General features: G+C 46.4%; 25 protein-coding genes. 16 read left to right on the forward strand and 9 right to left on the reverse strand.

Translation table 11 applies throughout. The features are described from left to right. Positions 1–36 precede the first annotated feature (36 nt). Positions 37–675, reverse strand: coding sequence for a tyrosine protein kinase (locus tag WFI24_RS28580; RefSeq protein WP_336765320.1), 639 nt, complete (start codon positions 673–675; stop codon positions 37–39). A gap of 456 nt (positions 676–1,131) precedes the next feature. Here WFI24_RS28580 and WFI24_RS28585 point away from each other — a divergent pair, with 456 nt between their 5' ends. Both WFI24_RS28585 and WFI24_RS28590 read left to right on the forward strand, forming a co-directional pair. Continuing rightward, positions 1,132–1,422: a YerC/YecD family TrpR-related protein gene (locus WFI24_RS28585; RefSeq protein WP_017690665.1), complete on the forward strand. Its 291-nt coding sequence runs from the start codon at positions 1,132–1,134 to the stop codon at positions 1,420–1,422. Between the two features lies 1 nt (position 1,423). Beyond that, positions 1,424–2,209: a sirohydrochlorin chelatase gene (locus tag WFI24_RS28590; RefSeq protein WP_336765321.1), complete on the forward strand. Its 786-nt coding sequence runs from the start codon at positions 1,424–1,426 to the stop codon at positions 2,207–2,209. A gap of 143 nt (positions 2,210–2,352) precedes the next feature. Here the strand turns inward: WFI24_RS28590 and WFI24_RS28595 are convergent, their stop codons facing one another. Then, positions 2,353–2,922 (reverse strand): TetR/AcrR family transcriptional regulator, encoded by a 570-nt coding sequence (locus tag WFI24_RS28595; protein ID WP_336765322.1) that lies wholly within the window; start codon positions 2,920–2,922, stop codon positions 2,353–2,355. Positions 2,923–3,090: 168 nt separating this feature from the next. Here WFI24_RS28595 and WFI24_RS28600 point away from each other — a divergent pair, with 168 nt between their 5' ends. Beyond that, positions 3,091–4,017 carry a ketopantoate reductase family protein gene (locus WFI24_RS28600; protein WP_336765323.1) on the forward strand — a complete coding sequence of 309 codons (927 nt, stop codon included), beginning with the start codon at positions 3,091–3,093 and terminating at the stop codon, positions 4,015–4,017. 71 nt (positions 4,018–4,088) lie between these two features. Then, positions 4,089–4,505 carry a DUF4395 domain-containing protein gene (locus WFI24_RS28605; protein ID WP_336765324.1) on the forward strand — a complete coding sequence of 139 codons (417 nt, stop codon included), beginning with the start codon at positions 4,089–4,091 and terminating at the stop codon, positions 4,503–4,505. 183 nt (positions 4,506–4,688) lie between these two features. Here WFI24_RS28605 and WFI24_RS28610 read toward each other — a convergent pair whose 3' ends face one another. After that, positions 4,689–5,405 carry an NPP1 family protein gene (locus WFI24_RS28610; protein WP_336765325.1) on the reverse strand — a complete coding sequence of 239 codons (717 nt, stop codon included), beginning with the start codon at positions 5,403–5,405 and terminating at the stop codon, positions 4,689–4,691. A gap of 516 nt (positions 5,406–5,921) precedes the next feature. On the opposite strand from WFI24_RS28610, the gene WFI24_RS28615 reads away from it, so the two are divergent. Together WFI24_RS28615 and rlmD are read left to right on the forward strand one after the other, a co-directional pair. After that, complete coding sequence (locus WFI24_RS28615; protein WP_017690659.1) at positions 5,922–6,803, forward strand: diacylglycerol kinase; 882 nt, start codon at positions 5,922–5,924, stop codon at positions 6,801–6,803. A gap of 28 nt (positions 6,804–6,831) precedes the next feature. Further along, on the forward strand, positions 6,832–8,424 hold the full coding sequence (gene rlmD, locus WFI24_RS28620) for a 23S rRNA (uracil(1939)-C(5))-methyltransferase RlmD (protein ID WP_336765326.1): 1,593 nt from the start codon (positions 6,832–6,834) through the stop codon (positions 8,422–8,424). Positions 8,425–8,609: 185 nt separating this feature from the next. On the opposite strand, the gene WFI24_RS28625 is transcribed toward rlmD, so the two are convergent. After that, the gene (locus WFI24_RS28625; RefSeq protein WP_336765327.1) at positions 8,610–10,487 is read right to left on the reverse strand and encodes a leucine-rich repeat domain-containing protein; all 1,878 of its coding nucleotides are present in this window, start codon (positions 10,485–10,487) and stop codon (positions 8,610–8,612) included. Between the two features lie 308 nt (positions 10,488–10,795). Here WFI24_RS28625 and WFI24_RS28630 point away from each other — a divergent pair, with 308 nt between their 5' ends. Then, on the forward strand, positions 10,796–10,927 hold the full coding sequence (locus tag WFI24_RS28630) for a hypothetical protein (protein ID WP_336765328.1): 132 nt from the start codon (positions 10,796–10,798) through the stop codon (positions 10,925–10,927). Between the two features lie 88 nt (positions 10,928–11,015). Here the strand turns inward: WFI24_RS28630 and WFI24_RS28635 are convergent, their stop codons facing one another. Further along, positions 11,016–11,222 (reverse strand): DUF2536 family protein, encoded by a 207-nt coding sequence (locus tag WFI24_RS28635; RefSeq protein WP_145326210.1) that lies wholly within the window; start codon positions 11,220–11,222, stop codon positions 11,016–11,018. A 375-nt stretch (positions 11,223–11,597) separates the two neighbouring features. Between WFI24_RS28635 and WFI24_RS28640 the strand changes: the two genes are divergently transcribed. After that, positions 11,598–12,572, forward strand: a complete 975-nt coding sequence (locus tag WFI24_RS28640; RefSeq protein WP_336765329.1) for a tRNA dihydrouridine synthase — start codon at positions 11,598–11,600, stop codon at positions 12,570–12,572. 96 nt (positions 12,573–12,668) lie between these two features. Here WFI24_RS28640 and WFI24_RS28645 read toward each other — a convergent pair whose 3' ends face one another. Beyond that, positions 12,669–13,724, reverse strand: coding sequence for an ankyrin repeat domain-containing protein (locus WFI24_RS28645; protein WP_336765330.1), 1,056 nt, complete (start codon positions 13,722–13,724; stop codon positions 12,669–12,671). 305 nt (positions 13,725–14,029) lie between these two features. Here WFI24_RS28645 and WFI24_RS28650 point away from each other — a divergent pair, with 305 nt between their 5' ends. Beyond that, positions 14,030–14,599, forward strand: a complete 570-nt coding sequence (locus tag WFI24_RS28650; RefSeq protein ID WP_336765331.1) for an SF0329 family protein — start codon at positions 14,030–14,032, stop codon at positions 14,597–14,599. 263 nt (positions 14,600–14,862) lie between these two features. Beyond that, the gene (locus tag WFI24_RS28655; protein ID WP_336765332.1) at positions 14,863–16,023 is read left to right on the forward strand and encodes a 5-methyltetrahydropteroyltriglutamate--homocysteine methyltransferase; all 1,161 of its coding nucleotides are present in this window, start codon (positions 14,863–14,865) and stop codon (positions 16,021–16,023) included. A 372-nt stretch (positions 16,024–16,395) separates the two neighbouring features. On the opposite strand, the gene WFI24_RS28660 is transcribed toward WFI24_RS28655, so the two are convergent. Beyond that, the gene (locus tag WFI24_RS28660; RefSeq protein ID WP_336765333.1) at positions 16,396–17,925 is read right to left on the reverse strand and encodes a carboxylesterase/lipase family protein; all 1,530 of its coding nucleotides are present in this window, start codon (positions 17,923–17,925) and stop codon (positions 16,396–16,398) included. A gap of 115 nt (positions 17,926–18,040) precedes the next feature. On the opposite strand from WFI24_RS28660, the gene WFI24_RS28665 reads away from it, so the two are divergent. After that, positions 18,041–18,850: an AraC family transcriptional regulator gene (locus WFI24_RS28665; protein WP_336765334.1), complete on the forward strand. Its 810-nt coding sequence runs from the start codon at positions 18,041–18,043 to the stop codon at positions 18,848–18,850. A gap of 7 nt (positions 18,851–18,857) precedes the next feature. Here WFI24_RS28665 and WFI24_RS28670 read toward each other — a convergent pair whose 3' ends face one another. Next, positions 18,858–19,061, reverse strand: a complete 204-nt coding sequence (locus tag WFI24_RS28670; RefSeq protein WP_145326223.1) for a hypothetical protein — start codon at positions 19,059–19,061, stop codon at positions 18,858–18,860. Beyond that, entirely contained in the window at positions 19,062–20,225 is a 1,164-nt protein-coding gene (locus WFI24_RS28675) for a glycoside hydrolase family 27 protein (protein WP_336765335.1), read from the reverse strand. A 396-nt stretch (positions 20,226–20,621) separates the two neighbouring features. Here WFI24_RS28675 and WFI24_RS28680 point away from each other — a divergent pair, with 396 nt between their 5' ends. The 5 genes from WFI24_RS28680 to WFI24_RS28700 all read left to right on the forward strand — a co-directional run bounded on the left by WFI24_RS28680 (position 20,622) and on the right by WFI24_RS28700 (position 25,942). Further along, positions 20,622–21,329 carry a DNA alkylation repair protein gene (locus tag WFI24_RS28680; RefSeq protein WP_336765336.1) on the forward strand — a complete coding sequence of 236 codons (708 nt, stop codon included), beginning with the start codon at positions 20,622–20,624 and terminating at the stop codon, positions 21,327–21,329. A 216-nt stretch (positions 21,330–21,545) separates the two neighbouring features. Next, positions 21,546–22,724 (forward strand): DUF4317 domain-containing protein, encoded by a 1,179-nt coding sequence (locus tag WFI24_RS28685; RefSeq protein WP_145326230.1) that lies wholly within the window; start codon positions 21,546–21,548, stop codon positions 22,722–22,724. Positions 22,725–23,271: 547 nt separating this feature from the next. Continuing rightward, the gene (locus WFI24_RS28690) at positions 23,272–23,979 is read left to right on the forward strand and encodes a DNA alkylation repair protein (RefSeq protein WP_336765337.1); all 708 of its coding nucleotides are present in this window, start codon (positions 23,272–23,274) and stop codon (positions 23,977–23,979) included. A gap of 307 nt (positions 23,980–24,286) precedes the next feature. Beyond that, positions 24,287–25,096, forward strand: coding sequence for an ABC transporter ATP-binding protein (locus tag WFI24_RS28695; protein WP_145326236.1), 810 nt, complete (start codon positions 24,287–24,289; stop codon positions 25,094–25,096). A 90-nt stretch (positions 25,097–25,186) separates the two neighbouring features. Further along, complete coding sequence (locus WFI24_RS28700; protein ID WP_336765379.1) at positions 25,187–25,942, forward strand: ABC transporter permease; 756 nt, start codon at positions 25,187–25,189, stop codon at positions 25,940–25,942. The last annotated feature ends 32 nt before the right edge of the window (positions 25,943–25,974 follow it).

Consider the following 25,974-nt stretch of genomic DNA (forward strand, 5'->3'; position numbering starts at 1 on the left):
GGCACCCGCCTTCTGTAAGAGGGTGCCTGGATTTTTTTAACCTTTGCGACTTTTGGGACGGCGCTTCGTGGAATTGGATTTGCGACGGGTTGGCGTCGTATTGCGGCGACGTGGGGGACTTGTTGGTTTGTTCCGACGCTTGCGCGTACGTTTCCGTGGCGGCGTATATTCTTCATAGTCTGCATCGGCCGCGCTTTTATTCGTTTTTCCTTTTCCAAAAGGCAGAATGCCCATAACGAGCTTCATCATCGGAGCCATCTGCTGGATACCACCGACGACCTTTTGCATTTTGCCTATTCCGCTCATGATCCCGTCAATTCCGCCGAAGCGGTCGATCATTCCTTTTAACTCACCGATGTTGGCTAATGAAAATCCGGAACTGCTTGAAGCAGCAGGCGCCTGTACCGGAACTGGGGGTACCACCTGAGCTCCCCCTCCATAAAAGTTCCCGCCAGGAGCCCCTTGCCCATACGGTACGATTGCAGATGCTTCGACTTCGCCAAAATCAGGGTATTGTGGCTCGATGCCAGGATACATCGGTTGGATCTGGGTTTCATTCAACGACCGCGGAACCACACCGGGCGGCATATAGGCAGAAGTATGCGCCTGCCGATGAGCATGAGAAGACGGACGCTGCCTTGGTGCTGGCTGGCGGTGATAATAATGCTGTGGCATGAACGATCACGTTCCTTCTATGTTGGATTTCGGAATTGCGTTCCATGAGTTGCATGACAGATGTACATCATAGACCCTAGTGGAACTCCCTTTTGCTATACTGTATGTCATTCGCGGAGAGACGGCGTAGGCGAGTATCCCGGAAAACGGGATATTTGCGGATTTGGGCGCGTAGACATGCTGGCAGGTTTCCATACAGGAAAATGCAGTTTAGACACAAAATTGTAACATTTAGGGCGGCCGAATTCCTACATAAGTAATCGGAAATATACAGGAGAAAACTGGGTTTTAGCGCTATAATTTCGCTGGATGTGCGTGAGGGGAGGACAATAGTACCTTTTGTAAGCGGTAACATGTATTTTTATTCTGTAGTGCGTGAAATCGGTAACGCTTGAAATACCAACTCAGGGTGAGTACAATGTAGGTACACAGTAACCGCTAGGGGATGATGATGAAATGCAGCTGAAAAAGCTAAATGATAAAAGCATTGAACAACTATTTGAGGCTATTTTGACTCTAAAAGATATTGAAGAGTGTTATGTTTTCTTTGATGACCTCTGCACGGTAAACGAGATCCAATCCATGTCCCAGCGGCTGGAAGTGGCTCGTATGTTGGGTAAAGGCAATACGTATAACCAGATTGAAGCAGAGACAGGCGCGAGTACAGCCACGATTTCACGTGTGAAACGCTGCCTGAATTACGGCAATGATGGTTATAAAATGACGCTGGAACGCCTGGGACGTTAATATGAAGAAGCCGGGTGTACTCATCATCAGTCACGGTTCTCAGGAGCAGACCTGGGTGGAATCCGTCGATGACGCGATCTCCCGGTTGAATCTGCCAAGTCCGTTGCCGGTTGAAGCTGGATTTCTTGAACTTGTGGAAGGACGCCTGATCCAGGACGGTATCGACCGACTGGAAGCGCAAGGCGTAACGGATATTCTGGTTGTACCTCTGTTCGTTTCGTCCGGTAGTACACATGTGGATGAAATAGAATTTGCGATTGGTGCGAAGGAAGCACCGGAACGGGAAACAGATCTTGAACCATTTGACGTGAAGGCTCGGGTTCACTTTGGTTATCCAGTGGATAATGATCCGGATATCGCCGTGATGGTGTGGGATAAGGTCAAGTCACTCTCGCAGCAGCCTGAGCAGGAGACGATTCTGCTGGTTGGGCACGGAAGTATTCATGATGGATTCCGCGAGCGTTGGGAAGCCGGGATTTCTTCCCTTGCGCAGCGTGTACAGGAAGTTAGTGGCGTAGCCCATACGGATTATGCATTGCTGAATCCAGAGAGTGTGTACGACAAAGTGAAGTATTGGAGCGAAGAGCGGGGGAACCGAGTCATTGTGGCGCCTCTGTTTTTGAGTGCCGGTTACTTCACAAGGAACGTAATTCCGGATCGGCTACAGGAACTGGACTATGTGTACAGCGGCGAGACACTGTTGCCCCATCCATTGCTTGGGCAGTGGCTGGAGCGCCAGATCCAGATTTTGCTGGAGAGATGTAATGAGGTTAAAGCTTCTTCTTGAAGTGATTGCTTTGGCATAGGTATGTAAATACCGCTCACAGTAATGTCGTCTGTACATCTAAACACTATAGCTTCATTAACAATCAAACCACGTCCTGAGGACGTGGTTTTTATTTGTTGTATATCACTCGAACGGAGGTTAAATTATCCACTTATGGGAGCATGCAAATTCAGATGAAGCTCCAGTAGGTATATTAATTGGTCAACCATCTCCTCAGCCGGATAAGGCATGGCATTCATAATCCACCATTCCAGGAGGCCCACTGCAGCGGAAGCAAGAAACTGTATGGTGATCTCTTTTTTCATACCTTCCTGGATGCCACAGGCATCCATTTGTTCCTCCACTCCCTGGACCAACAATGTCATCAACTTACTACGGAATGCCGGAATACCTTTTTTGGTTAGAAGTGTGGTATAGGTAGTGGCATGCTGTTCCAGATAACGGAAGGTTCGAAGCAACGCATCCTTGGCCGTAACGGGTGTTGTAGTAGAGCTTTCGATCATACAGGCATCCAACAACTGCTGCAAATAGGTCTCAATGCATTGATCCAACAGGTCGAACTTGTCAGCGTAATGCAAATAGACTGTTCCTCGGTTTACATTAGCCCGATCAGCAATTTCGTTTATCGTAATTTGCTCAAAATCCTGTTCCTCCAATAACCCCACAAAAGCTTCGATTATCGCCTTTCGTGTCTTGAGTACTCGTCTGTCCATGGCCCCTCCTATGATGGTTTTCAACAATAAGGAATCATTCGTTGATTATTCAACAAAAACGGATATTTTAACGATTGAAGCACGGCAGTTGCTTTGATACTCTTATTTTATCAACAAATGTTCATAAAGCAACGAATATTGATAAAATAAGAAATAGAGGGATAGCCAATGAAGATATTAGTGTATGGCGCGGGTGTTTTGGGTACTCAACTGGCGCAAGTTCTGGTGCGCGGTGGCAATGATGTCACTATTTTGGCTAGAGGGAAGCGGGCAGAGGAGCTGGAGAAGGATGGAATCGTCATCCGGCATATTTTTCAATTCAGAACAACCGTTGATCCGGTTCGGGTAGCCAGAACGTTGGAGGTGGATGACCAATATGATCTGATTTTTGTTGTAATGAAATATAACGATTTTCCTTCCGTATTACCTATTCTGGCAGATAATCAGAGCAGCAATATTGTAATCGTGGGAAACAACGCAGATGCGCGAAGCATGCAGACCTACCTGGAAGAGCATAGTCGGATAGAGAAACAGGTGGCGTTCGGATTCCATGTGAGTGGAGGGAGGCGTGAAAAGGACCGCATGTTATCTATCGGTGCTGGAAGCGGACAAATGGTGATCGGCAGTCTGGATGGTGATATAGGCTTCAAACCTTTGCTGGATCAAGCTTTCCAACATGTGAAATACAAGTTGAATGTTCTGAGCGATATTGATGCCTGGCTTAAAAGCCATATCATCCCCATTCTGATGCTTAATGCGGTGAGCTTTAATGAGAAGCGCGAATTGATCAAGTTGGACGGGAACAGAAAGCAAATCCAACATATGATCGGGGCGATGGATGAAGGTCTCAGCGTACTGGAGGCTATGGGCATATCGGTTATACCCGAGATTCAGGCCAGAGTGATTCGTAAACATAAACGCATGTTGTATCTATTGTTGAAAATCTATAGCCTGCTTCCGATGCATAAACTGTTTGCTGGTGCTTTTGGTGAAATCGAAGCCTTAAGTGACGCATTCACGGATTGGAAAAAGACAACAGGCATCCGGACTCCCCATTGGGATGTGCTGAAAAGAGATTATACTATCCTTAAATGAAGTGTTGCTCATTCCCTGCATACCGACTACAATAAAACCAACTAATAAAATGGGGATAAGGAGATATATAAATGCGGGAAGTGCCTATGCGCTATGTGAAAGCAAATCAGGTCGGTATTGTATTGTTTGTTTTGCTCTCGTTTGTGTTTAATCCGCTGGTAATTCTGGGTGTGCTGTGGATCATTCAGGTGGTTGGTCTGACTTCCGGTGGCAAGCTTAATCTGTTCGTACAGATTGCTAAAGCTGTGCTGACGGGTAAAGGAACAGAGACGCAGGCGGTGGAGCTGCAGCGATTCAACAATATTCTGGCCGTGCTCTTCCTGTCTCTGGCACTCATCTCGTTCTCGCTCGGCTGGGTTGCTGCAGGTTATGTGTTCTCTGTAATGCTTCTCGCGGCCGCAAGTGCGGCCCTGCTCGGGTATTGTGTGGGCTGCACCGTGTATTTCTGGTACAAACAGCTGCGTGCAGGCAGAAAAATCGGATTTTGAGGTTGCCTGAAGAGCGATACGATGACAGAATAACTTATTCTTCGAGTAAGCATAAAGACGAGTCATTTCCGAGGAGCTTTCTTGCGGCAAGCTTTTAGCTGGACCTATATGGCGATCGGAATACGATCGCATTATAATGAAATCCCCCTCAAGTGAATTGTTCACTCGAAGGGGATTTTCTTTTTATCTAAACCAGGCTTTATTCAAATTGTTCGTGAAATTGTTATCGTTCATAGGCACGTTGGCACTGCCAAAGTCCGTGGTGTTGAGCGCATTACGGGCTGCTGGAGTCAGGTCATCCCATCCGATTAAAGGCTGAGTTCCGCCAACAGCATTAGTAACGCCAAGCTCATGGTTTAGCGGCCATGTACTATTATAGGAAATCAACGGATTGTTGCCTTGAGTATTGGTATTGCTCGGTGTGACCTTTGTGAACTGGCCGTGACCGGAATACGCGATGGAAAGGATTTGAGGATTGGCCGCTGCCGGATTATCGACCCACACGACGATTCCTTCCCAATCATGACGATGGCCGAGTCCAGTGGAAGGAGAGTCTTTGGGGAAATACCACGAATACATGATGGCCCATACCCCATTGTGCCATGTGGAACGGGAATAAATCTGTCCTGTACTTGAGCTACAGTTTCCATTGGATGACCCGGAAGTATTCAGGCCAGCACTGGTATTACCCTGTTGATCCACTGCGGGGAAAGGCACGCATCCATGATAGACTTTTAGAAAAGGCTGAAAACGCTTGGCTGCTTGTTGTGTTACGGTGAGAGGCGTAACTTCTTGGAATCCGACAACCTGATCATGATTAATTTCTGCCGCTTCAATAACGGTGACCCAAGGAATACAGGCCATAAGCGAAACCATGAGCGTTAACACGAATTTTTTCATTTTCAGTTCTCCTTCACAGGTATGGTGTGGTAAATGGTTAACGTGCACTAAGACTATATAGGAAAAAGATGTATTTTATTTATCCTTTGATATTAAGATTTGTAAATTAGTATCAAATATATGTCTTACTAGATATCAAGTGTCGAAGACTAATTCTTGTTCAAGCGGGCAGAATGGATGACTAATGAGATGATTTTACAAAAATTCCAGTGGGACAGATTCAAGGTCGTTGCGAGAGGTTATTGGGTAATGAATCGTTTAGTGGATACGGATATGAAAAAATATACTTATATATTACAGGCTAGGACATCTTTACATTTGATGATATGATAGGAGATAAAGGCTTTGGAATGAGACGGAATTCCTAATGCATAGATATAGGTAAGACGAAAGATTCGAGCAGAATGAACGGAAGATCATTTATATGTAAAAAATATACCCTTCTGTGGACTCGTGCAACGTAAGATTATGAGGTCTTTCAGACTCATGGATAATGTGGAATAGGTGGCGTATGAGATGAAAAAAGCTCGCTTAATATATAATCCGACCTCAGGCCGGGAAGAAATGAAGAAACGTCTGGCTGATATTTTGCAGCGTTTGGATCAAGGTGGTATTGAAGCTTCATGTCACGCAACAACGGGTGAAGGTGACGCAACCCGGGAAGCGGAACTCGCGATTGAGCGTGGGTATGACATGATTATTGCTGCTGGCGGTGATGGCACGTTGTATGAGGTCATTAATGGTATGGCCGAGCGGGAGAATCGTCCTCCGCTGGGTGTGTTTCCTCTGGGAACGACGAATGATTTTGCACGTGCACTCGGCATTCCAAGACAGTGGGAAGATTACGTGGATCTGGTCATTAACCAGCAGCTTCGTCCGCTCGATCTGGGCAAAGCGAATGATAAATATTTTATCAACATCGCCGGTGGTGGATCATTGACTGAACTGACCTATGAAGTACCGAGTCGTCTGAAAACGATGATTGGGCAACTGGCCTATTATATGAAGGGTATTGAGAAAATGGCGAGCCTGTCTCCTCAGGAGCTGATTATTCGCGCCGACGGTCAGGAAGAGATTCATGATGAATTCATGTTATTCCTCATCGCCAATACCAATTCGGTCGGGGGCTTCGAGAAGTTGGCTCCGGGTGCAACCATTGATGATGGTCTGTTCGATGTGATCGGTGTTCGCAAATGTAATCTGGCCGATATGATCCGCCTCGTAACGCTCGCGCTGCGTGGGGAACATCTGAACGATAAGAAAGTGGTTCATTTCCAGACGAGTCATATGGAAGTTACGTCGCCGGGTTATGTGCAGCTGAACCTCGATGGAGAACTGGGTGGCACGCTGCCAGCTACGTTTACAAATTTGCGTCATCATTTGATGCTGTATCGTTAAATACTAAAAAGAAAGAAGTGAATGTACGTTGTCTAATACGAACCGCAGCGGTCGTGGAAAAAACCGCCGGAATTCGGCTGCCTCTCAGGGGCAAGGGAACGCTTCAACGTCCCGTCAGCCAAGTCAATCATCTCGTCCATCTACACGTCAGCAAGGAAAAGAGGTGCGGCCACAAGGCGCATCTCTTTCTGCCGTTCGTCCAAAGGGGAGAGCGCGTGAATCTGCACCAATCGAAGGACTGCCCGTTAGCAAAAATGAAGAGATCATCATCGACATCATTGGCATGAACCATGACGGTGAGGGTGTAGGTCGTGCGAATGGATACACGCTCTTCGTGCAGGGTGCGCTTCCAGGTGAGACCGTGCGCGTGCGCGTGATGAAGACCAAGAAGCAGTATGGCTACGCCAAGTTACTGGAGATTGTGAAAGCAAGCCCGGATCGTGTGTCCGCACCTTGCCCGATCTACGATCAGTGCGGTGGCTGCCAGATCCAGCATATGAGCTATGCCGGACAGCTTGCGTGGAAACGCCAGTTAGTAGTCGATAATTTGCAACGGATTGGCAAGTTGAACGTGATGGTGGAGGATGCGGAGCAGGGCATTCGCGTCCTTCCTACGATGGGCATGGACGAGCCATGGCGCTATCGCAACAAGGCACAGGTACCGATTGGTGTGACCGAGGGCGGTTTGGTGGGTGGATTTTACGCTAAAGGAAGTCACCGGATCATTGATATGGAGAGCTGTCTCATTCAGCATGAGCACAATGACGAAGTGGTTGCGAAGGTTAAGGAGATCGGTAGTCATTTTGGAATCAGCGCATATAACGAAGAGACAGGTCGCGGTCTGCTGCGCCATGTGGTCGTGAAGAAGGCATTCCGTACAGGCGAGATGATGCTTGTACTGGTCACCAATGGCCGAGACATCCCATACAAGGACGAATGGATTGGCAGTATCCGCGAAGCGATTCCCCATGTGGCGAGTATCTGCCAGAACGTGAACAAAAAACAGACCAACGTTATCTTTGGCGATGAGACCCGCGTCCTATGGGGCCGTGATGTAATCTACGATTATATTGGTGATGTGCAGTTTGCGATCTCAGCGCGTTCGTTCTATCAGGTGAATCCGGTGCAGACGGAAGTACTGTATGGGAAGACGGTAGAGTACGCAGGACTGAGCGGCAAAGAGACTGTCATTGATGCCTATTGCGGCATCGGGACGATCTCTCTTTTCCTCGCGCAACATGCTGATCAGGTATATGGGGTAGAGATCGTACCTGAAGCGATCGAAGATGCTCGCAGCAATGCGCTCTTGAACGAAATGCGTAACGTGAAGTTCGAAGTTGGTGCATCCGAGGACGTTATTCCGCGCTGGAAAGAACAAGGCATCGAAGCCGACGTGATCGTTGTCGATCCGCCGCGGAAGGGCTGTGATCCACGTTTGCTGGAAACGATCCTGGAGATGAAGCCGGAGCGAGTGGTGTATGTGAGCTGTAATCCGAGTACGCTGGCACGTGATCTGCGTGTGCTGGAGGATGGCGGATATCGCACGGTGGAGGTAACGCCAGTGGATATGTTCCCGCATACGGTGCATGTGGAGTCGGTTGCAATGTTGGTTAGAAACTAAACATAAACATAAGGGGTTCGAGAATTGATACATGATTCTCGAACCCCTTCTTGTCTTTGTTTCAATCTGTGTCATACAAACTGATCATACAGATGTATTAGCGAAAATAGTAAAGAGGAGCCTTCGCTCCTCTTTACTTCATTAATTACAGTAGTGTAAAACTCCCCCATCATCCCAGGCGGCCATTAATATACGTGCACGCCCGCACCAACTATGGACTTGTTTTGCACGGAATTGCCGGCTAGAAATACCTTTTGCAGATTAGGAAGTCGGCTTAGGGTCTCGATATTGGAAATGGCATTGTTCTCGAGATGAAGCTCTTCTATAGCCTGCCAGTTACTCATAAATTCGAGAGAAGCCAAATTGCTGTCTTGCAGAGTGAAGGAACGTAGAGCGGACATTTTGGCAAAGTAAGGCATCATCTGGTCAACTTCAGTAACTGAGGTGTTGTTTATGCTGAAATATGGCTGCTCTAAGGTCAAATGTTCAAGCACGCTGTTCGTTGCGGCACCCTTTTGTTCAAAATCCAGCCTGCATTCGGAGCACACCAGAGATTTCACCTGCTTCAAACGAAATAAAGCATCGCTTTCCTTGTACAGTGACGAGTCGTAAATTTTCAGAGTCTGTAGGCGTGGCAAGCCGTCCAGGGCGCCAAGACGGGTTATTTCACTGATTTCCCAAAGGGACAGTTGCTCCAGTTTCGGGAATTTCGCCAGAGCAGCCATATTCAACTCTCCGCTTCCGCCTCGGAGCGTCAGGCTAGTTACAGCAGGTGCCTTCAGCCCAAAGAGAAAGGAACCTGGGATTTCCACCCGCCCTGCATTAGGCAATGTCAGCGCTTCTGCTTTCTCGTAGTAACCGGACAACGTTAATTCCCGTAGAGAAGACAGACTGTTTATGGCCTTTACCGAGCCAAGCTGACTTAGAGAAGCCAGGCGCAGCGTAGTAATAGAGTTTTTGCCGGTCAAGCGCTCCAGACTGGAGAAGTTTACATTTTCGATATCTAGCGTTTGTAGAGCAGGCATATTTTGCACAAAGTCGATGGACTTTACGTTGGTTAAATAGGAAAGCTGAAGCTCCTGAAGCTGGGTTAAGGCATACAGCGGCTGTAGGTCTGTGGCTTCACTGTAATGAATGGACAAGGATGACAGCCCGGTCATGGACGACAACCATCCCAGTTCATTTACATAGGTGAGCGACAGGGATTTGAGCGGCAGCTTGTTCAATAGATAAAAATCTGTTACGGACTCATCCACATAGGTAATGGACAAAGAGTTCAGATTGGGGAATTCCAGAAGTAAGGCTAATTCCTGATTGCTGCGAAGCTGGGTAGAAAGCTCCGTAATTTTAGACTTGTCACCGAAGTAGCCCGAAAATGTACTGAAGGATTCGTTAAAAGCGCCTCCATAACTTTTTAATCCGGGCATATGGGCCAAAGTGGTTTGGTCCGTCTGGGAGATTTCATAGTTATTCGTCAGGTCCAATGCCGTCAGTCCCTTAAAAGCTTCAAAATCTCGCTGATCGATCTTCTGGGTATTCAGTTTCTTGTCCTGAGTAATATAAGTGATCTTCTCGGCCTGTTCATCGCTGAAGGGATCGGAGAAGCTGTAGGTAAACTGCCATTGGTCATTATCCGAATACTCTACGGTCAAATAGCGCAGGCGAGCCAATTCCTCCTCTGTCGGCAAGGCAGATCCTTTATCGAAGATATCCCGCAAAAAGGAGAGTAGAACCTCGCTTTCAGGCATCTTCCGCACAGGCAGATTGGCTTCTGTTTTTGGATGAGTGGAGCTGACGCTGTAATAAAAATAAGTACCGATGGCGCCTGATATGACGAGCAGCAGGATCAATACCAGCCTTAGGGGGATGGAGACGGAGACGGACGGCTTCGGCGTAGCCTCAGGAACTGTCCCGTGGTAATGATTAATGGTCTGATCCACATAGTAGACATGATTTTGTTTCAATAAAAGCTCTGTTTCACAATAGGGACACTTTAAAACTTCATCCTCCTTGTATTCAATTCTTCCGTTGCAATTGGGACAGTTTAACGGAATAAATGCCACGGATGCTCCTCCTTCATTATGATAATAAGATCATGCTGAACTGTCATTTGACTTCATTATACCCGGTCTATTCCTATGAAAGCTTCACTATGTAAAAAACAATTTCAAATTATACCTTAGAGGTGTGCTCCATCCCCTTACTCCGACCAATCAAGTTAACTTTATCCCGAATTATGATCGTTTGTATACTATGGATTGGAGAAATCTAGAACGGATCATGTGTATCGCTTGTATCCAAAATGGAAGTTTACTTTTGAACTGAGCGAGAAGTGTACTTCTGTCCAGCTGGCCAGCATTGGGGAGGTTACGTGAGGAGAAATGTGAGTCATCGGCAGGTTTTCAATCAGAAGGATGAACTGATTAGAGATGAATTCATCACAGAGAACAATGCACTCATGATGTATTCCCGCTTATTAACTGAAACAGCGAGCATTGGTTAGCTACATGTTGCTTTGGCTGGGCAGGTTATCTATTGGATAACCTGCCCATTTCCTTTTTGCGAAATCGCATATTCCCTACTCTAGTCCATCAATCTACGGCAAAATGTATGACTGCACTATATAACATTTTGTTGCGAAAAGGGTCAAACGTCACTTGATGCTGAACTTGCTTCACCCGCAGTAGCAATGCTTTGTTCATTCCGATTCGTTCTTCGATGGCTCGTTCTAGTTCGCGGAAGTCATAAGCCTGCAAGCATTCGACTTTATCCTTGATCATATCCAGTGAAATTTCCATGTTTAATTCAGGCTCCTCCAAATCTCAATTCGCAGGTTAAAAGCCTGCCGAGCTTCATTTTAGAGGAGCTTTTCCAGTTCGGCAAGAGTAACTGTTCTGAAAATCAAATCAAGACGTGTTAAAATCGGGAAAGGGCAATTCGGGATTCAACGAACTTTCAATAATCTGATGATCTAATGGAAGTAATAACAGATACTGATGTTTGAACGAAGTTCATTTGCATGGTATAAGTGAATAAGCAAGGGCACCAAAATGTAAATTGCAACGAAACTGCTAATGCTAGTGTAGATGGTAAGCATGCAGATGCATGAGTTACGATTTTTTACTATTAATGAGGACAAAGACTGTCCTGGTATGTATAGAGGAGCTTTTGAGATGACAAAGGAAAACTTTTGGCTTGATTTGCCACGCCCATTTTTTGTACTGGCACCGATGGAAGATGTGACGGATGTTGTGTTTCGGCATGTCGTAAGTGAAGCGGGAAGACCGGATGTGTTTTTTACGGAGTTTGCGAACACAGAGAGTTATTGTCACCCGGAGGGGCACCATAGTGTGCGCGGGCGTTTGACGTTTACAGCAGATGAACAGCCGATTGTGGCGCATATCTGGGGAGATAAACCGGAGTTTTTCCGCGAGATGAGCATTGGTATGGCGAAAGAAGGCTTTAAAGGGATTGATATCAATATGGGTTGTCCGGTAGCCAATGTAGCGGAGAATGGAAAAGGAAGCGGACTGATCTGTCGTCCCGAAATTGCAGCCGATATCATTCAAGCAGCGAAAGCCGGCGGACTGCCCGTCAGTGTAAAAACAAGGCTTGGTTTCACAGCTGTAGACGAATGGCGCGACTGGTTGACCCATATCTTGCAACAGGACATTGTGAATCTGTCCATTCACCTGCGGACAAGAGAAGAAATGAGCAAAGTAGATGCTCACTGGGAACTGATTCCGGAGATTAAGAAGCTTCGTGATGAGATAGCTCCTAATACACTGCTGACGATTAATGGGGATATTCCTGACCGTGAGACAGGACTCAGACTCGCTGAGCAATATGGTGTGGATGGTATTATGATTGGACGCGGTATTTTCCAGAATCCATTTGCTTTTGAGAAGGAGCCAAGGGAGCATAACACAGAAGAGTTCCTTCATCTAATGCGGCTGCATTTGGATCTCCATGATCAATATTCCGAGCTTGAACTGCGTTCGTTCAGCCCGCTGGCCCGGTTTTTCAAAATCTATGTTCGTGGCTTCCGTGGTGCTAGTGAGCTGAGAAACAGCTTGATGAACGCCAAAACCACTTCTAAAGTACGTGAATTACTCGATGAGTTTGAAAGTAATGAACAGGTGGAGTAGATTAAGACGTAATCATGGATACGGAGTATGATTCAGGTAGATTAATAGCAAAAAAAGAAGCGGCAACTCTTCCGCTTCTTTTTTTTGCTTTGCTGTTTAACGCGTATACTCCGGCTTCTCCATAGCCACCGGCTGAGGATTGGCAAGCACCCATAATACTGCTAATTCGGATAATCTGGCAGGCGCATCAAAATCGTATCCATTGTGAAGTTTGCTGACCAAGTCTGCTGCCTCTTGGAGCAGGGCCGGGGCGAGTGGCGCACCAGTGCTCAGGTGACGAATCAGTGCATCCAGCATCTTGCGATACTCCGCATCCCAGTTTCCACCGCCATTATCCAATACTTCATGGGACACACGTCCTGTGATGCGAATGACCTCTCCCTGCACCGTCTGCGCATGTCCCTGGGCCGGGATGAGATATTCCCACAGCTCTTGGTGCTGTTTGGTCCAAGTGGTTGCCTTTACCTGAATGGGGGCAGTCCCATCGTGCATGATCCGATTCGCTACCGGCTCGACATCAAATAACTGGTACAGTTTGTTCAGCGCTTCTGAAACTTCATCTACATTGTCCTTATTGAACTTCTCACGGACGAATTCAAAATCCTTACCGATCCGCTTCACAGACTCTTTCATTTCCGGGGTGACCGATGCTCCGGCATCCAGCAGAATTGCAGTAATCTCTGCCAGGTTGACTATATCGCTATTCCTGCAATTGGCTAACCCCTTAGCTAATGGCGTATTTCCCTGTTTATTTTCTACGTTAATAGTTGCGCCATGGTTTACCAACTCTTGAACTACTTTGGTTCTGTACCCATTGACCGCTGCATGTAACGGAGTTTCATTTTGGTAATCCACAGCGTCCAGATCCGCACCTAATTCAAGGAACAGGGGTACATTTCCTGACCAGTGTGAGGCATGGGCATGTAAAGGCGTGCGTTGATATTTGTCATGTGCATTAATGTCGGCTCCTTGCTCCACCAGCCAACGGACTAATTCATCCGAAATTTGCCGAAAGCTGAGAGCTGTACCTTTACTGTAGCCCCCGGAGGCATCCCATTCACATTGCTCAAAGACATCTTTTACAGCAGAGATATCATTATTTTTAATAAGTTGCTCCATATGGGCAGGTAAGGTTGTCTTTTTCTTAGCCACTAAAATATCCCTCTCCTTCTGAATAACATCATATTTTCGTAATGATAGACAATGACAGATTGATAGAAAGATAATTTTCTGCAAGTTTATCACATGAAGGAATTTAAAACCAATGACTGGATTCAACCGTCTAATTAAACGAACAAAGGGAGCAAAGGGTCTGCTTCCAAATCAACATGATAGTTGCTCAGTTTGGCTGTGTTATAATTTTAGATGAGTGTTCATATTGGAGATGGGTTGAAAAAAGATAACTGAAAAATGATCGCCGCAATTCGTGCGGTAGGCTTTTGAAAATAGGAGGAGCTATGTCCTGGAGCAAATTGAAGCAACAACTGGAGAGTTTCCTTAGTCCGGCGTTAATTGGGAGAGTGGAGTACCGTGCAACCAGCTATCGGTATTCACCTGATAAGTCTGGAAATTGTTATATTACTGTAGATAAAAAGAATGTACTCAATATGAGTGATGCCACAACCTCAATACGATGGTATCAGACAGAGCAGGAGATCAAGAATGATCCTGAGATCATCATTCCTGTCAACCATGAAGAGATTGAAGCTATCCGAAAAGAGGCCAAAGGACCCGTTCCCGAGGATCGCCTTCAAGTCATGGCAAGAAGCAGAAAACTCTCTGTACATGCCAAAGAACTTTTGTTGGCACAGGCCGCATTAAGTAAATTGAATTTTACGGTTGCAGCTACGACGTATTTATCTACTTCTATAGAGGATAATCTGGAGAGCAAGGATATCTTGTTTAATATTCTGGCTTTAATGGATAGACGAGTTGGCAAAAAGCGAATTCTGAACATGTCCGAGCAGATCAAGTTAAAGCACCCAGCCGTGCAGTATTTCTATGAATTACGACGAAGCACGTTGTGAAGTTCAATCACTCTCATGGATAGAGGCATACTGTGTTCCAGTAACTTTCTACTGAAATTAGCTTAACAAGTGAATATACGAGCAAGTAGACGACACCTTCTGTAAAAGGGATAGTCTACTTTTTTTATGCTAAGCAACATATATGAGAAAGGTTTTTGTTGATGGTTATAGCTTTTAGCTATAACCAGTTATGGTTTTTAAGTATCCCTTCTAACTGCTCTTGGCATGATATGATAATTGCATACAACGAGGGGGTTTTTTACATGACTGATAAGTTCCAGATCGTAGGAAGTTTATTGCGGCCAGAAGAGCTGCTGAAATATAAAACGCAAATTGAACATAATGACGATATCCAATATCCATTCTATGAAAACTACGATGGATATGAGAAGTGCGAGACTGAGGCAATTAAACAAGTTGTTGCAAAGGAAATCGAACATAACTTGTCCGTTGTTACCGATGGCGAATTTTCCAAATCGATGTGGCATCTAGACTTTGTATGGGGATTTGGCGGCGTGAAACGTTACATCGCGGATCATGGTTATTTTTTCAGAGATGTGGACGGAACTTCAAAGTATGAAACACGCAAAGACATTGGACTGCGCATCACGGGCGAATTGAGCGGCAAGAATCATCACTTTATTCAACTGTTCAAACAACTGCAAGACACAGCTGGGGACCAGCAAACGAAACTTTGCGTACCGTCCCCATCCCATATCTTCGGTGAACTTTCCTGGTCGGATAACATTGGCGGAATGGATGCTGTATATCAGAACATACAGGAGCTCAAAGCGGGTCTTGTGAGTGCCTATAAAGATTTTGTGAAGGAATTCGCTGCGGTGGGCGGCAAAATCCTGCAATTCGATGATTGTTTGTGGGAGCTGTTTGCAGACGACAACCCGAACTCTCCTTTTACAGGGGAAAATATTAATCAAGATGAAGTAAAGGGTCTCGCTACCGAATTCATTGATATTAATAATACAGTAATTGACTACGGTCATAGCCTGGGCTTGAAAATGTGGACACATAACTGCCGCGGCAATTATGATTCCCGCAACATGGGCGGTGGATCGTATGCCAAAATTGCGAATCTGTTCCTGAAGCAATTGAAGTATGATCGTTTCTTCCTGGAGTGGGATGATGATCGTGCAGGTTCAATTGAAGCTCTGGAAGTGTTCAAGGACAGACCTGATACGGAAATTGTACTGGGTCTGCTGTCATCCAAAACGAGCACACTCGATGATGAAGCGCGCGTTGTCCGTTTGCTGGACGAAGCATCCAAAATTATCGATAAGGATCGGCTGCTGTTGTCTCACCAATGCGGCTTTGCATCCTGCGATGGTGGTAACGAATTAAGTGAAGCTCAGCAATGGGCGAAGATCGATCAGGGGCAGAAGATTGCCAAGCAATACTGGAACAACTAAATTGTAATCATACCATCTTGAATTAAAAGGAATGACTCGTAGGGCCGTTAGTGTGCCTTCGAGTCATTTTTATTTTTATGCAGCGTGGATAAACCTTGAACCCAGTCCCTCTAGAATCAATTACATACAAAGTATCTTGTTCATATATATGAGGTGTATAATTTTGCTAGGGTACTCACATAGATAACCGCAGGTTCGATAAACAATAATCATTATTTATAAAAGTTCCTCCAGATGGTGAAGTGGCGTATATCATTCATGTGGGGAAGGCACTTAAGTAGACGAATGAAACACAGGCTTAACTATCTCCATTGTAAATAGAGCCATGCGTCAGCATGGCTCTTACAGATATGGTGAGAGGGGCTTCATGTTTTAAACAACAGGTTGTCTCTTGAAATATTGTTCAATTAGAAACGAGAGCATCGGTCCGGGCTCAGCCTGCTGTAATTGAGACTGATCGCCAAATTCCATGAGATACGGCTGTTCCGTAGTACACGGAATCCAATGAGGCATCGTTTTTCCGTTGGAGTCTGAACCGTTCGGGTCACCTGTAGCAATAAAATTGGACACATAATTGCACATCTGTCGGGCCAGATCATAATGCTTGCCTTCGAAGGGGCGCCAGCATTTGGCGAGTGTTTCGAAGAAGAACCACAGATCGACCGAGTGGAAGGTGCCCGGCTGGTCCCAGCCCGGAATCTCGGCGTCGAAGTTATAATAGTAGAGAGGTCTCTTAGACGGATGAGCGCTATTTGCCCGGATGGCGAGCAGAATGGCATGTTGGATCATGCGGACTGATGCTTGTTGCAGAGCATGCTCGATTTGGCCAGTATTGGCCTCGCATAGCTGCAAAAAGTCAGAAGCATCCTCGCCGAAAAGCTCCGTAGCCATCTGCTTCAGTCCTTCCAGATTGGTTGCGGCGGGACGGGTCCAAAATTCAGAAGACGTATGCCCCAGCATTACAGGAATTGACTCGCGCTCCTGCTGAATAAATCGGGTAAACGGATCGCCTGCACAGAATTGTTCGTCGATGATTGTCCCCCAGAAGCCTTTGTATTCCAGTGCTTTGTCACGGAGATATCCAGCATCCAATTGTCTCGCCTCAGCCAAGGAAGATACGCCCAGGAATTGAAAAAATTCAACCCCTGCCTGCTCTGCATCCCTTAGTGTGGAACGGACAGAAGGCACGTGGACCTCCGGGTACAACTCGGTAGCCATACCGCTCATAATGACGGCTCGCTGGAACAAGCCTTTATTTTGCGGAGAGGTCATCTGGCTGAGTACACTTCCTCCGCCTGCCGACTGTCCGCCGATCGTGATCTGGTCTGGATCACCGCCAAAAGCGGCAATGTTGCGTTTGACCCACTGGGTACCTGCTTGCTGATCGAGATGACCAAAGTTGGCAGGTGCATGGGGAGACTCGGCACTAATCTCGGGATGACACAGGAAGCCGAAGGCATTCAAGCGATAATTAATTGTCACGACGACAATACCTCTACGAGCGATTCGCTCACCATCAAATTCCATTTCGGCCGTATGGCCGACCTGTAGGCCCCCACCAAAATACCAGACAAAGACAGGCAGCTTCTCATCCGTACGCTTGGCGGGTGTCCAGACATTTAGATACAGACAATCCTCGTCCATGGGCAGATCGGGATCGACAGCCCATTCGCGGGTATAGATATTGTTATCATCGATGACTGTTGGAGCTTGCATGGAGATGGGGGCAAAATCAAAAGCTTGCAGTACACCTTCCCAGTTTGACTGCGGTTGCGGAGCTCGCCAGCGATTCTCACCTACAGGAGGTGCGGCAAAAGGAATTCCCTTGAAGCTGGTAATCCGCGGGTCCGCCGCGGGCAGTCCTTGCACTTGTCCATGTTCTACCGTAACCATTCTAAGCATCACAACATGCTCCTCTCTGGATTTAGCGTGTAAGCGTTACCGAATATCTGATCAACGATATTATAAGATAAACCGAACACCAGAACTGGACAGCTATAGAAATGGGGGAATCAAGGTGAATCCGATTTGGCATGAGAGCAGTAGAGCCAGTAATTTGTATTTTATCAGCGGCGGTCACAAGCCAGCCAACCCTCACCAATGGGGGCCAGGAGTACGTGACGTTTATGCGCTGCACTACATTATCCGCGGTCAAGGGACGCTGGAGACGGGCGGCCGCGTTTTTCGGCTGGTTACAGGGGAAAGCTTTATCATATTTCCACAAAAGGAGATCTACTATTATCCAGACCCGCAGGATCCATGGGAGTACGTCTGGGTGGAGTTTAACGGTGAGGACGCTGGGCGGTTGTTGGGGCTGACGCAGCTTTCGGAGGCACAACCCGTGGTCACGATCTCACCGGAGACGCTGCAACCGTTTTTTCACCTTGCCTGGAACGCGGGTGCATCATCCTATGAATTGCTGCGGGCAGATGCCCGTTTGCGTCTGCTACTTTCCTATTATATGGAATATTATCCGAAGGAGTCGCAGGTGGACACCAAGGATTATGTCTGGCTGGTGAGAAAGTACATCGAGCAGAACTACTGGAAGCCGACATTGACCGTCACAGAGATTGTAAAGGCAGTCAATCTGGAGCGTAGCTATCTGTTTCGTCTGTTTAAGGGATCAACCGGCAAATCTGTTTTGGAGTATATTACATCCTGCAGAATCCAGCGTGCCTGTGAACTGCTGAAGGCGTCGGGCCTGCCGATTCAATCGGTAGCTTATTCCGTGGGCTATAATGATCCGTTATATTTTTCCAAAGCATTCAAGAAAGCAACATCATACACGCCAACAGCTTACATGATGCTGCACCACACAAAGGCATAACGTTAAGTTAACGGAACAGGGCGCAGTTCCCTGACTCTCGGAAATAACGGATCAGCTTCTCAATAGGCTCGCGTCCACAGTTCAACTTCACTCCGAGACAATCGATGCACAGATACTGCTGGGCAGAGCGTGAGATCAATTTGAGGTAGATGCCCACATCGTCCGAAGAGAGCGGAACCTGGCAGGTGGTGCACAGGCGATGTTGACTCATCTATTTCACCAGTTTGGCTCGCACAACGAGACAATCATGTGCTGCGACAACGGGAGCGAAGCGTTCACGGAACACGCCTAGTTCCTTATGTTCCCAGCAGTCATACAGCGAGAGAGCGTAACCGGCAGCGTATGGCAGACCCATATCCCAGAACTGCAAAGACAATTCCCGCTGGCTGTCGCTGAGATTGAAGAAACCAATAGCCAGATCGCCGTCCGTCAGTAGTTTTACGAGCATAAATACATCATCTGTGTGGAACCATTGCGGCTCCGGTTTAATACGGTAAGCTCCACGCGCTTCTACATCCTGGTTGATGGCAAGCAGGTCAGGATTGAGCAGAATATCTTTTGTGATCTGGTTAGCCTTGCGCACGTCGCATCCGATCATTAATGGGGAACCCATCATGGACCAGAGTGAGAAGTGGGTTTTATATTCGATGTCGCTGCATCCGCCGATACTGCCAATAAAGTCGTTGTTGCTCCCGCCATACATACCAACGATCAGCATATCCATGTCGTTATGGCAGAAAGAGCCAGTGTAGCTTTGTTTGCCAAGCTGCGAAAGGGCGAGCGATTTCACCGAATCCCAATTGTCACGGATATCTTCGGTAGAGCGGTACATATGAGCACCCGATTCCCGAATCCAGTCATATACGTCGTCGGCTCCCCAGTTGCAGGCCGAGAACAGGATATCGCGTCCGCAGTTTTTGAGGGCCAGGCTCATCCGTTTGTAGAGTAGTTCGCCTGAAATATGACGTGGCTTGAAGCAGTAATCATACTTCAAATAATCAACGCCCCATTCGGCAAAAAGGGCTGCATCCTGGAATTCATGCTCAAAACTGCCTGGATACCCGGCACAAGTATGCGTACCCACGCATGAATACATGCCGAACTTGAGTCCTTTACTATGGATATAGTCGGAAAGCGCTCTCATACCGCTCGGGAATTTCTCCGGATCAACCACCAGATTGCCGCTCGCGTCCCGTTCCTTCAGGCTCCAGCAATCATCGATTACGATATACTCGTAGCCAGCAGCCAGATAACCTTCCGATATGAATACATCAGCGACATCCCGAATTAATTGTTCGTTAATATCCCACGTAAAGGTATTCCATGAATTCCAGCCTAGAGCAGGGGCAAAGCCTAACATTTGATTGCTGCTCATGATCTCGCATCCTTCCTCTTGTTGATTACAACACTAGACTGAACATAAACGATGAGCGATCTTTCCTGCCATAGTTTGACGTTGCTTGGACATGGACATATGTTGTTCTGCTGTACAGAGGTAATCATCTCTCCCGATCAGACTCGGATGGCTGTTATTCAGAATGTTGTCTGGATATTCAAAAAAAGGAGAAATGCTTGCCTGCGAAGAAGTTAGTTCTTTCGGGTATCTGTGCGAAACAAGTGCATGGATGCTATGATCGGTGATAATACTCTATGCTAAAGGTAACAATCTTATCGGAATGATTTTGCAAACGGTAGGATGGTTCGAGTTGGATCATATGCGATTTTCCCATCCGTTTTTGATAAAATTTTATAAGATTTGGAGTGTTGTGTAATGAATCGGGATGAAGTGATGCAAGAGCTTGAAGCACTGGGTAAAGAACGGACGAAAAAAATCTATATCTCCAACGGTGCGCATGAGCCGCTCTTTGGCGTGGCAACCGGGGCGATGAAACCAATCGCGAAACGAATCAAAAAGGATCAACCTTTGGCCGAGCAACTATATACGACGGGGAATTATGATGCGATGTACTTTGCAGGTGTAATTGCCGATCCCAAAGTGATGACGCCAGCCGATTTCGATCGTTGGATCGATGCCGCTTATTTTTACATGATCTCCGACTACATCGTTGCTGTGACATTGTCCGAGACAGATATTGCGCAAGAGGTCGCTGATGCGTGGATTGCAAGTGGTGATGAGCTGAAGATGTCAGCGGGATGGAGCTGTTATTGCTGGCTGCTGGGCAGCAGCAAGGATGCTGAGTTTTCCGAGAATAAACTGATGGATATGCTGGAACAGGTGAAAAATACTATTCACGAATCTCCGGAACGAACGAAATATTCGATGAACAACTTCCTGTATACCGTTGCAACATCGTATCAACCTTTGCACGATCAGGCGGTGGAGACAGCCAAGGCCGTTGGCCCTGTCGAGGTGAACAAGGACAAGCCGAAGAGCAAGCTGCTCAATGCCTCTGAGAATATCCAACAGGCAGTGGATAAAGGACGGACGGGGTTCAAACGTAAATATGTAAGGTGTTAGATAGGAACCGCGTTATTCGTTAAGAACATCAGGAGATGTAACACATACAGGAGGTGCTCGTATATGTAGAGAGTGCCTCCCTTTTTGTGTTGTGAATTTCAAGTATTGGGTAACTGAAATCCCGTCATCGTCAAGCAACAAGATAGTCAACAAATTTTCTGTCGATCCTTTATACTTATAAAGCCAGAAACATATCTAAGGAGTTGCCAAACCAATATGAATAAAAAAGAAGTCGCGCATATACGCAAGCAGTTTAAACTCGATCATGATCTACTGAATATTTACGATATTCTCAACGTGTACATTACGAAGGAAACGAATGAAGTCTATCACTGGGAGCGTCACCCGTTCGAACTGGTGGACAGAGAGAAGCAGGAACTCTACATGGGCAATTTCAAAAAGCTACTGACAGGTGATCTGGATCAGAAGTTGTTTGAATTGAAGTTCCAGGAAGCGGCGGAGGACCCGGCCCAGGTGCTGCTTCACCAGGCTCTGGTTACAGGTGATCCGGATGAATGGCAGGATCTGATGCTGCTGCTCGTGGATCGAATGTTGGTGGATGCCAAGTACGAGCGGGATATGGTGGCTACGTTCGTGCGTGGACAGTACTATCTGCCGACCAAGGCTAGAAACGAAGCTACGGAAGAGAGCGAGAAGAATGAAGTGTTCGCCCATCCGTTCATCCTGTGCAGTGTGAATTCCACGGAGAAGCAGCGGAAAACGCTCTTGTTTGATTACGTGGAGAGAGAATTCAAATACAACGTTATTGTCGATCCGATTATCAAATTAAGCACGCCAGAGCAAGGGTTCCTGTACCCTAGCGTGACGGATAACTACTCCGATGTGAATCGTGTACTATATTGCACAGGGAAATCCAATTTCCCGGATCCGCATTTTGTTGAAAATGTATTGAATGGAGAAAGATCCGTAACCGCACTGGAAGAACGGGCGATCTTCGAAGATATCGTGAAGGAAGTGGCCGGTGAACAGCTTGATTCAGCGACAATTGCACATGTATACGAGGAGATCAACCGAGTCATCGAAATTAACGAAGAGTCCCATGAGGAAGAACCGCCGAAGCTGGATTATAAAGATCTGGAACGTGTACTGACCGCAAGCGGTGTAGAGGATCTGACGACAGAGAAAGTGGAACGTGCCTTCGAGACCATCGTGGATAACAAGAATTATGAAATGAAAGCGACCAGTGTTATGCCCAAGTTTACGTCCAAGTCCATCAAGATTGAAACCAAGGTTGCCACGATTACGGTTAGCCCGCAAGATCTGAGGTATGTGAAGCAGGTGAATCATCAAGGCAGACGGTGTATCATGATTGAAGTGGACGAAGACGTCGTAATCGAAGGCTTTACGCTCACTACAGAGACACTTTTAGATTAAACCACGTTCAATTGCAGGACAACGATCAGGGATCTTACCCTAAAAAGCACAAACGCAACAGGAGATGACTTCGATGAACAAAATGCTTTTGATCTTGTGACGGCCTGCAATTCGAACCAGCGGAGGGAAGCCGGAACCAAGGCGAGTGGTCTTCACTTCTTGAATATGACGTGATTGTGTGGACTATTGATTCGGTGGATTATACCTTTCGAACGGTAACCGATAACGAAAACGAACGCATTCTTCTTCTTGCAAATCAGGACGGTAAAGAGAAATACAAGACCATTTTTATCAAAAATACAAGTCGCCTAAAAATCATTGATGTCGATGGTGATGGACAACTCTTCAATGATGTTTTGGAAAACAGCTAAAAAAACGGATCGCAATCTCTCAGTTGGATGGCGGTCTGTTTTTGGATCGCTTCCAGCATTTTAACGCCAACCCAATTAAAAGTCATGAGGATCAATAGGATTGGATCAGTAAAAAGTCGGAACGCGTGTGGTGAACAGGCAAATCCATTTAAATATAAATCAAGGAGTGTGACGAAATGAATCTGGAAGAAGTGATGCAGGAGCTTGAAGCATTGGGCAAGGAACGCACGAAAAAAATATACATGTCGAACGGTGCGCACGAACCGCTATTCGGCGTGGCTACGGGAGCGATGAAGCCGATCGCCCGGAAAATCAAAAAGGATCAGGCCTTGGCTGAGCAGCTATACGCCACGGGAAATTACGATGCGATGTATTTTGCGGGCGTGATTGCCGATCCCAAGGCGATGACGGAAGAGGATTTTAATCGGTGGATCGAGGACGCTTATTTTTACATGATCTCCGATTTCATCGTTGCCGTCACACTGTCCGAGACCGATATCGCTCAGCAAGTGGCGGACAAATGGATTGCCAGTGGCGAAGAGCTGAAAATGTCGGCAGGTTGGAGCTGTTATTGTTGGCTGCTTGGCAATCGACCGGACAGCGAGTTCTCCGAGGATAAGCTGAGCGGGATGTTGGAAAACGTGCAAGCGAAGATCCACCAATCTCCCGAACGAACTCAATATTCAATGAACAGTTTTGTATACACCGTGGGTGTGTCCTACGTTCCGCTACATGACAAGGCCGTTGAAACGGCGCTCGCCATCGGTCCCGTCGAAGTTCAAAAGGACAAGCCCAAGAGCAAGTTCTTGAATGCTTCCGAAACCATTCAAAATGCCGTAGATAAAAATCGGCTTGGTTTCAAACGTAAGTATGTCAGATGTTAAAAGACGGCAGCACTGGATGCTGAGTAACCCGCAATTGTATCCAAGGGATAACCCTTATTTTCCCTACCTTTAACCGTTGGAGAATGGAGTTCCCATAATGAAATTACATTATTTTGAAGTAGTTGTTGACAATCCTGAGGGACTAAAATATAGTAAACACATCAGATTAATGAAGTTTTGAAATATTTCAATTTTAGCAATTGGATGTAAGCTGACTGGTTCATCCAGAGGCTCAGGGGGCAACGCTTGTCGTTGTCACCTGAGCCTTTTTGATTACTCTCCCAATACAATCGAAGAGGTGAAGTCAATGATTGCTGCTGAAAAAATCAGATTTGAGAGTGTCACCAAAACGTTCAGTGTCCGTGACCCTAAGCAAAAGGAGGCAACACAAGCATTTACAGCGGTAAAAGACTTGGACTTTTCCGTAAGAGAAGGCGAATTTGTAACCATAGTGGGCCCGAGCGGCTGCGGAAAATCAACGTTACTTGATATGATTAGCGGTCTATCCTCACCAACGCACGGTCGCATTTTAATAGATGGCCAAAAAATAACTGGACCAGGGCTTGATCGAGGCATTGTTTTTCAGCAGTATGCTTTATTTCCGTGGAAGACTGCGCGTGGCAATATTGAATTTGGGTTAGAAGCCAAGGGGATTCCGAAGCAGGAGCGTAGAGAGCAGGTGGAGCATTTTCTTGCATTAGTCGGGCTTACTCAGTTCGGTGACCGTTATCCGCATGAGCTGTCCGGGGGGATGAAGCAGCGTGTAGCGATTGCCCGAAGCCTTGCCTTTAACCCGGATGTCTTATTAATGGATGAGCCTTTTGCCGCATTGGATGCTCAAACACGTGAATCCCTGCAAAGTGAACTTTTGCGTATTTGGCAGAAGACCCAAAAGACCATCATTTTTATCACACATGGCATTGATGAAGCCGTTTATCTAGGAGAGCGAGTAGTTGTATTGACACCAGGGCCCGGTATGGTTAGACAAATTGTTGATATTCCGCTTAAATCACGACTGGAAAATTCAGATATTCGCTCACATCCTGACTTTGTGAAGGCTCGCCATGAAGTATGGAGTTTATTGCATGAACCTGAATACCGCGGTGCATATATTTAATTGATAAAGGAGTGTATTCCTATCGAATCCGTAAAGACTGCTCACTCAACGATACAGCTTAATAGACGAAATCCTGTTGCCTTTTCCAGTATGCTGAAGTTGTTCAAACAGTCTATCGTGCTAATTGCATTGGTCTTACTATGGGAAATCGCACCAAGGACGGGATTGGTAGATCCAGCATTTTTCCCTGCCTTTTCCGAGGTAATCAGGGCATTGTGGAGTTTGATCATCTCAGGTGAACTTTTCACTCATTTCTTAGCAAGCATTATTCGTTCATTCAGTGGATTTGCCTTAGCATTATTGATTGCGATCCCGTTAGGGTTACTCATTGGCTGGTATCCATTAGCCAGACAGTTGTTAAATCCCGTGTTGGAACTATTTCGAAATACTGCCGCATTAGCATTGCTTCCGGTATTCATGCTGTTGCTCGGAATCGGGGAAACATCCAAGATTGCCATCGTCCTGTTTGCCTGCACATGGCCTATTCTTTTAAATACGATTGCAGCGGTTGGTAACGTGGATCCTTTGCTTATTAAGGCAGCAAGATCCATGAATATTAAGTCGTTTAAATTATTCCTTAAGGTGATCCTACCAGCATCCGTACCAACCATTTTTACTGGTATTCGCATGGCAGGCACTGGGGCGATATTAGTACTAATTGCTGCAGAAATGGTAGGGGCAAAAGAAGGCTTAGGTTATCTCATTACGTATTCTCAATATAACTTCCAAATCCCTCAAATGTACGCCGGCATATTAACCATTGCATTGCTGGGCTTATTGATCAATCAAGGCTTGAGCATGCTCGAACGTAAATTCTCTAAATGGAAGCAGCAAGTGAATGGATAGAATGAGGATTCCGGAATGATTTTTTTTAACAT

Source organism: Paenibacillus sp. USHLN196 (assembly GCF_037144955.1).
GTDB classification, from domain to species: Bacteria; Bacillota; Bacilli; order Paenibacillales; family Paenibacillaceae; genus Paenibacillus; species Paenibacillus xylanexedens_C.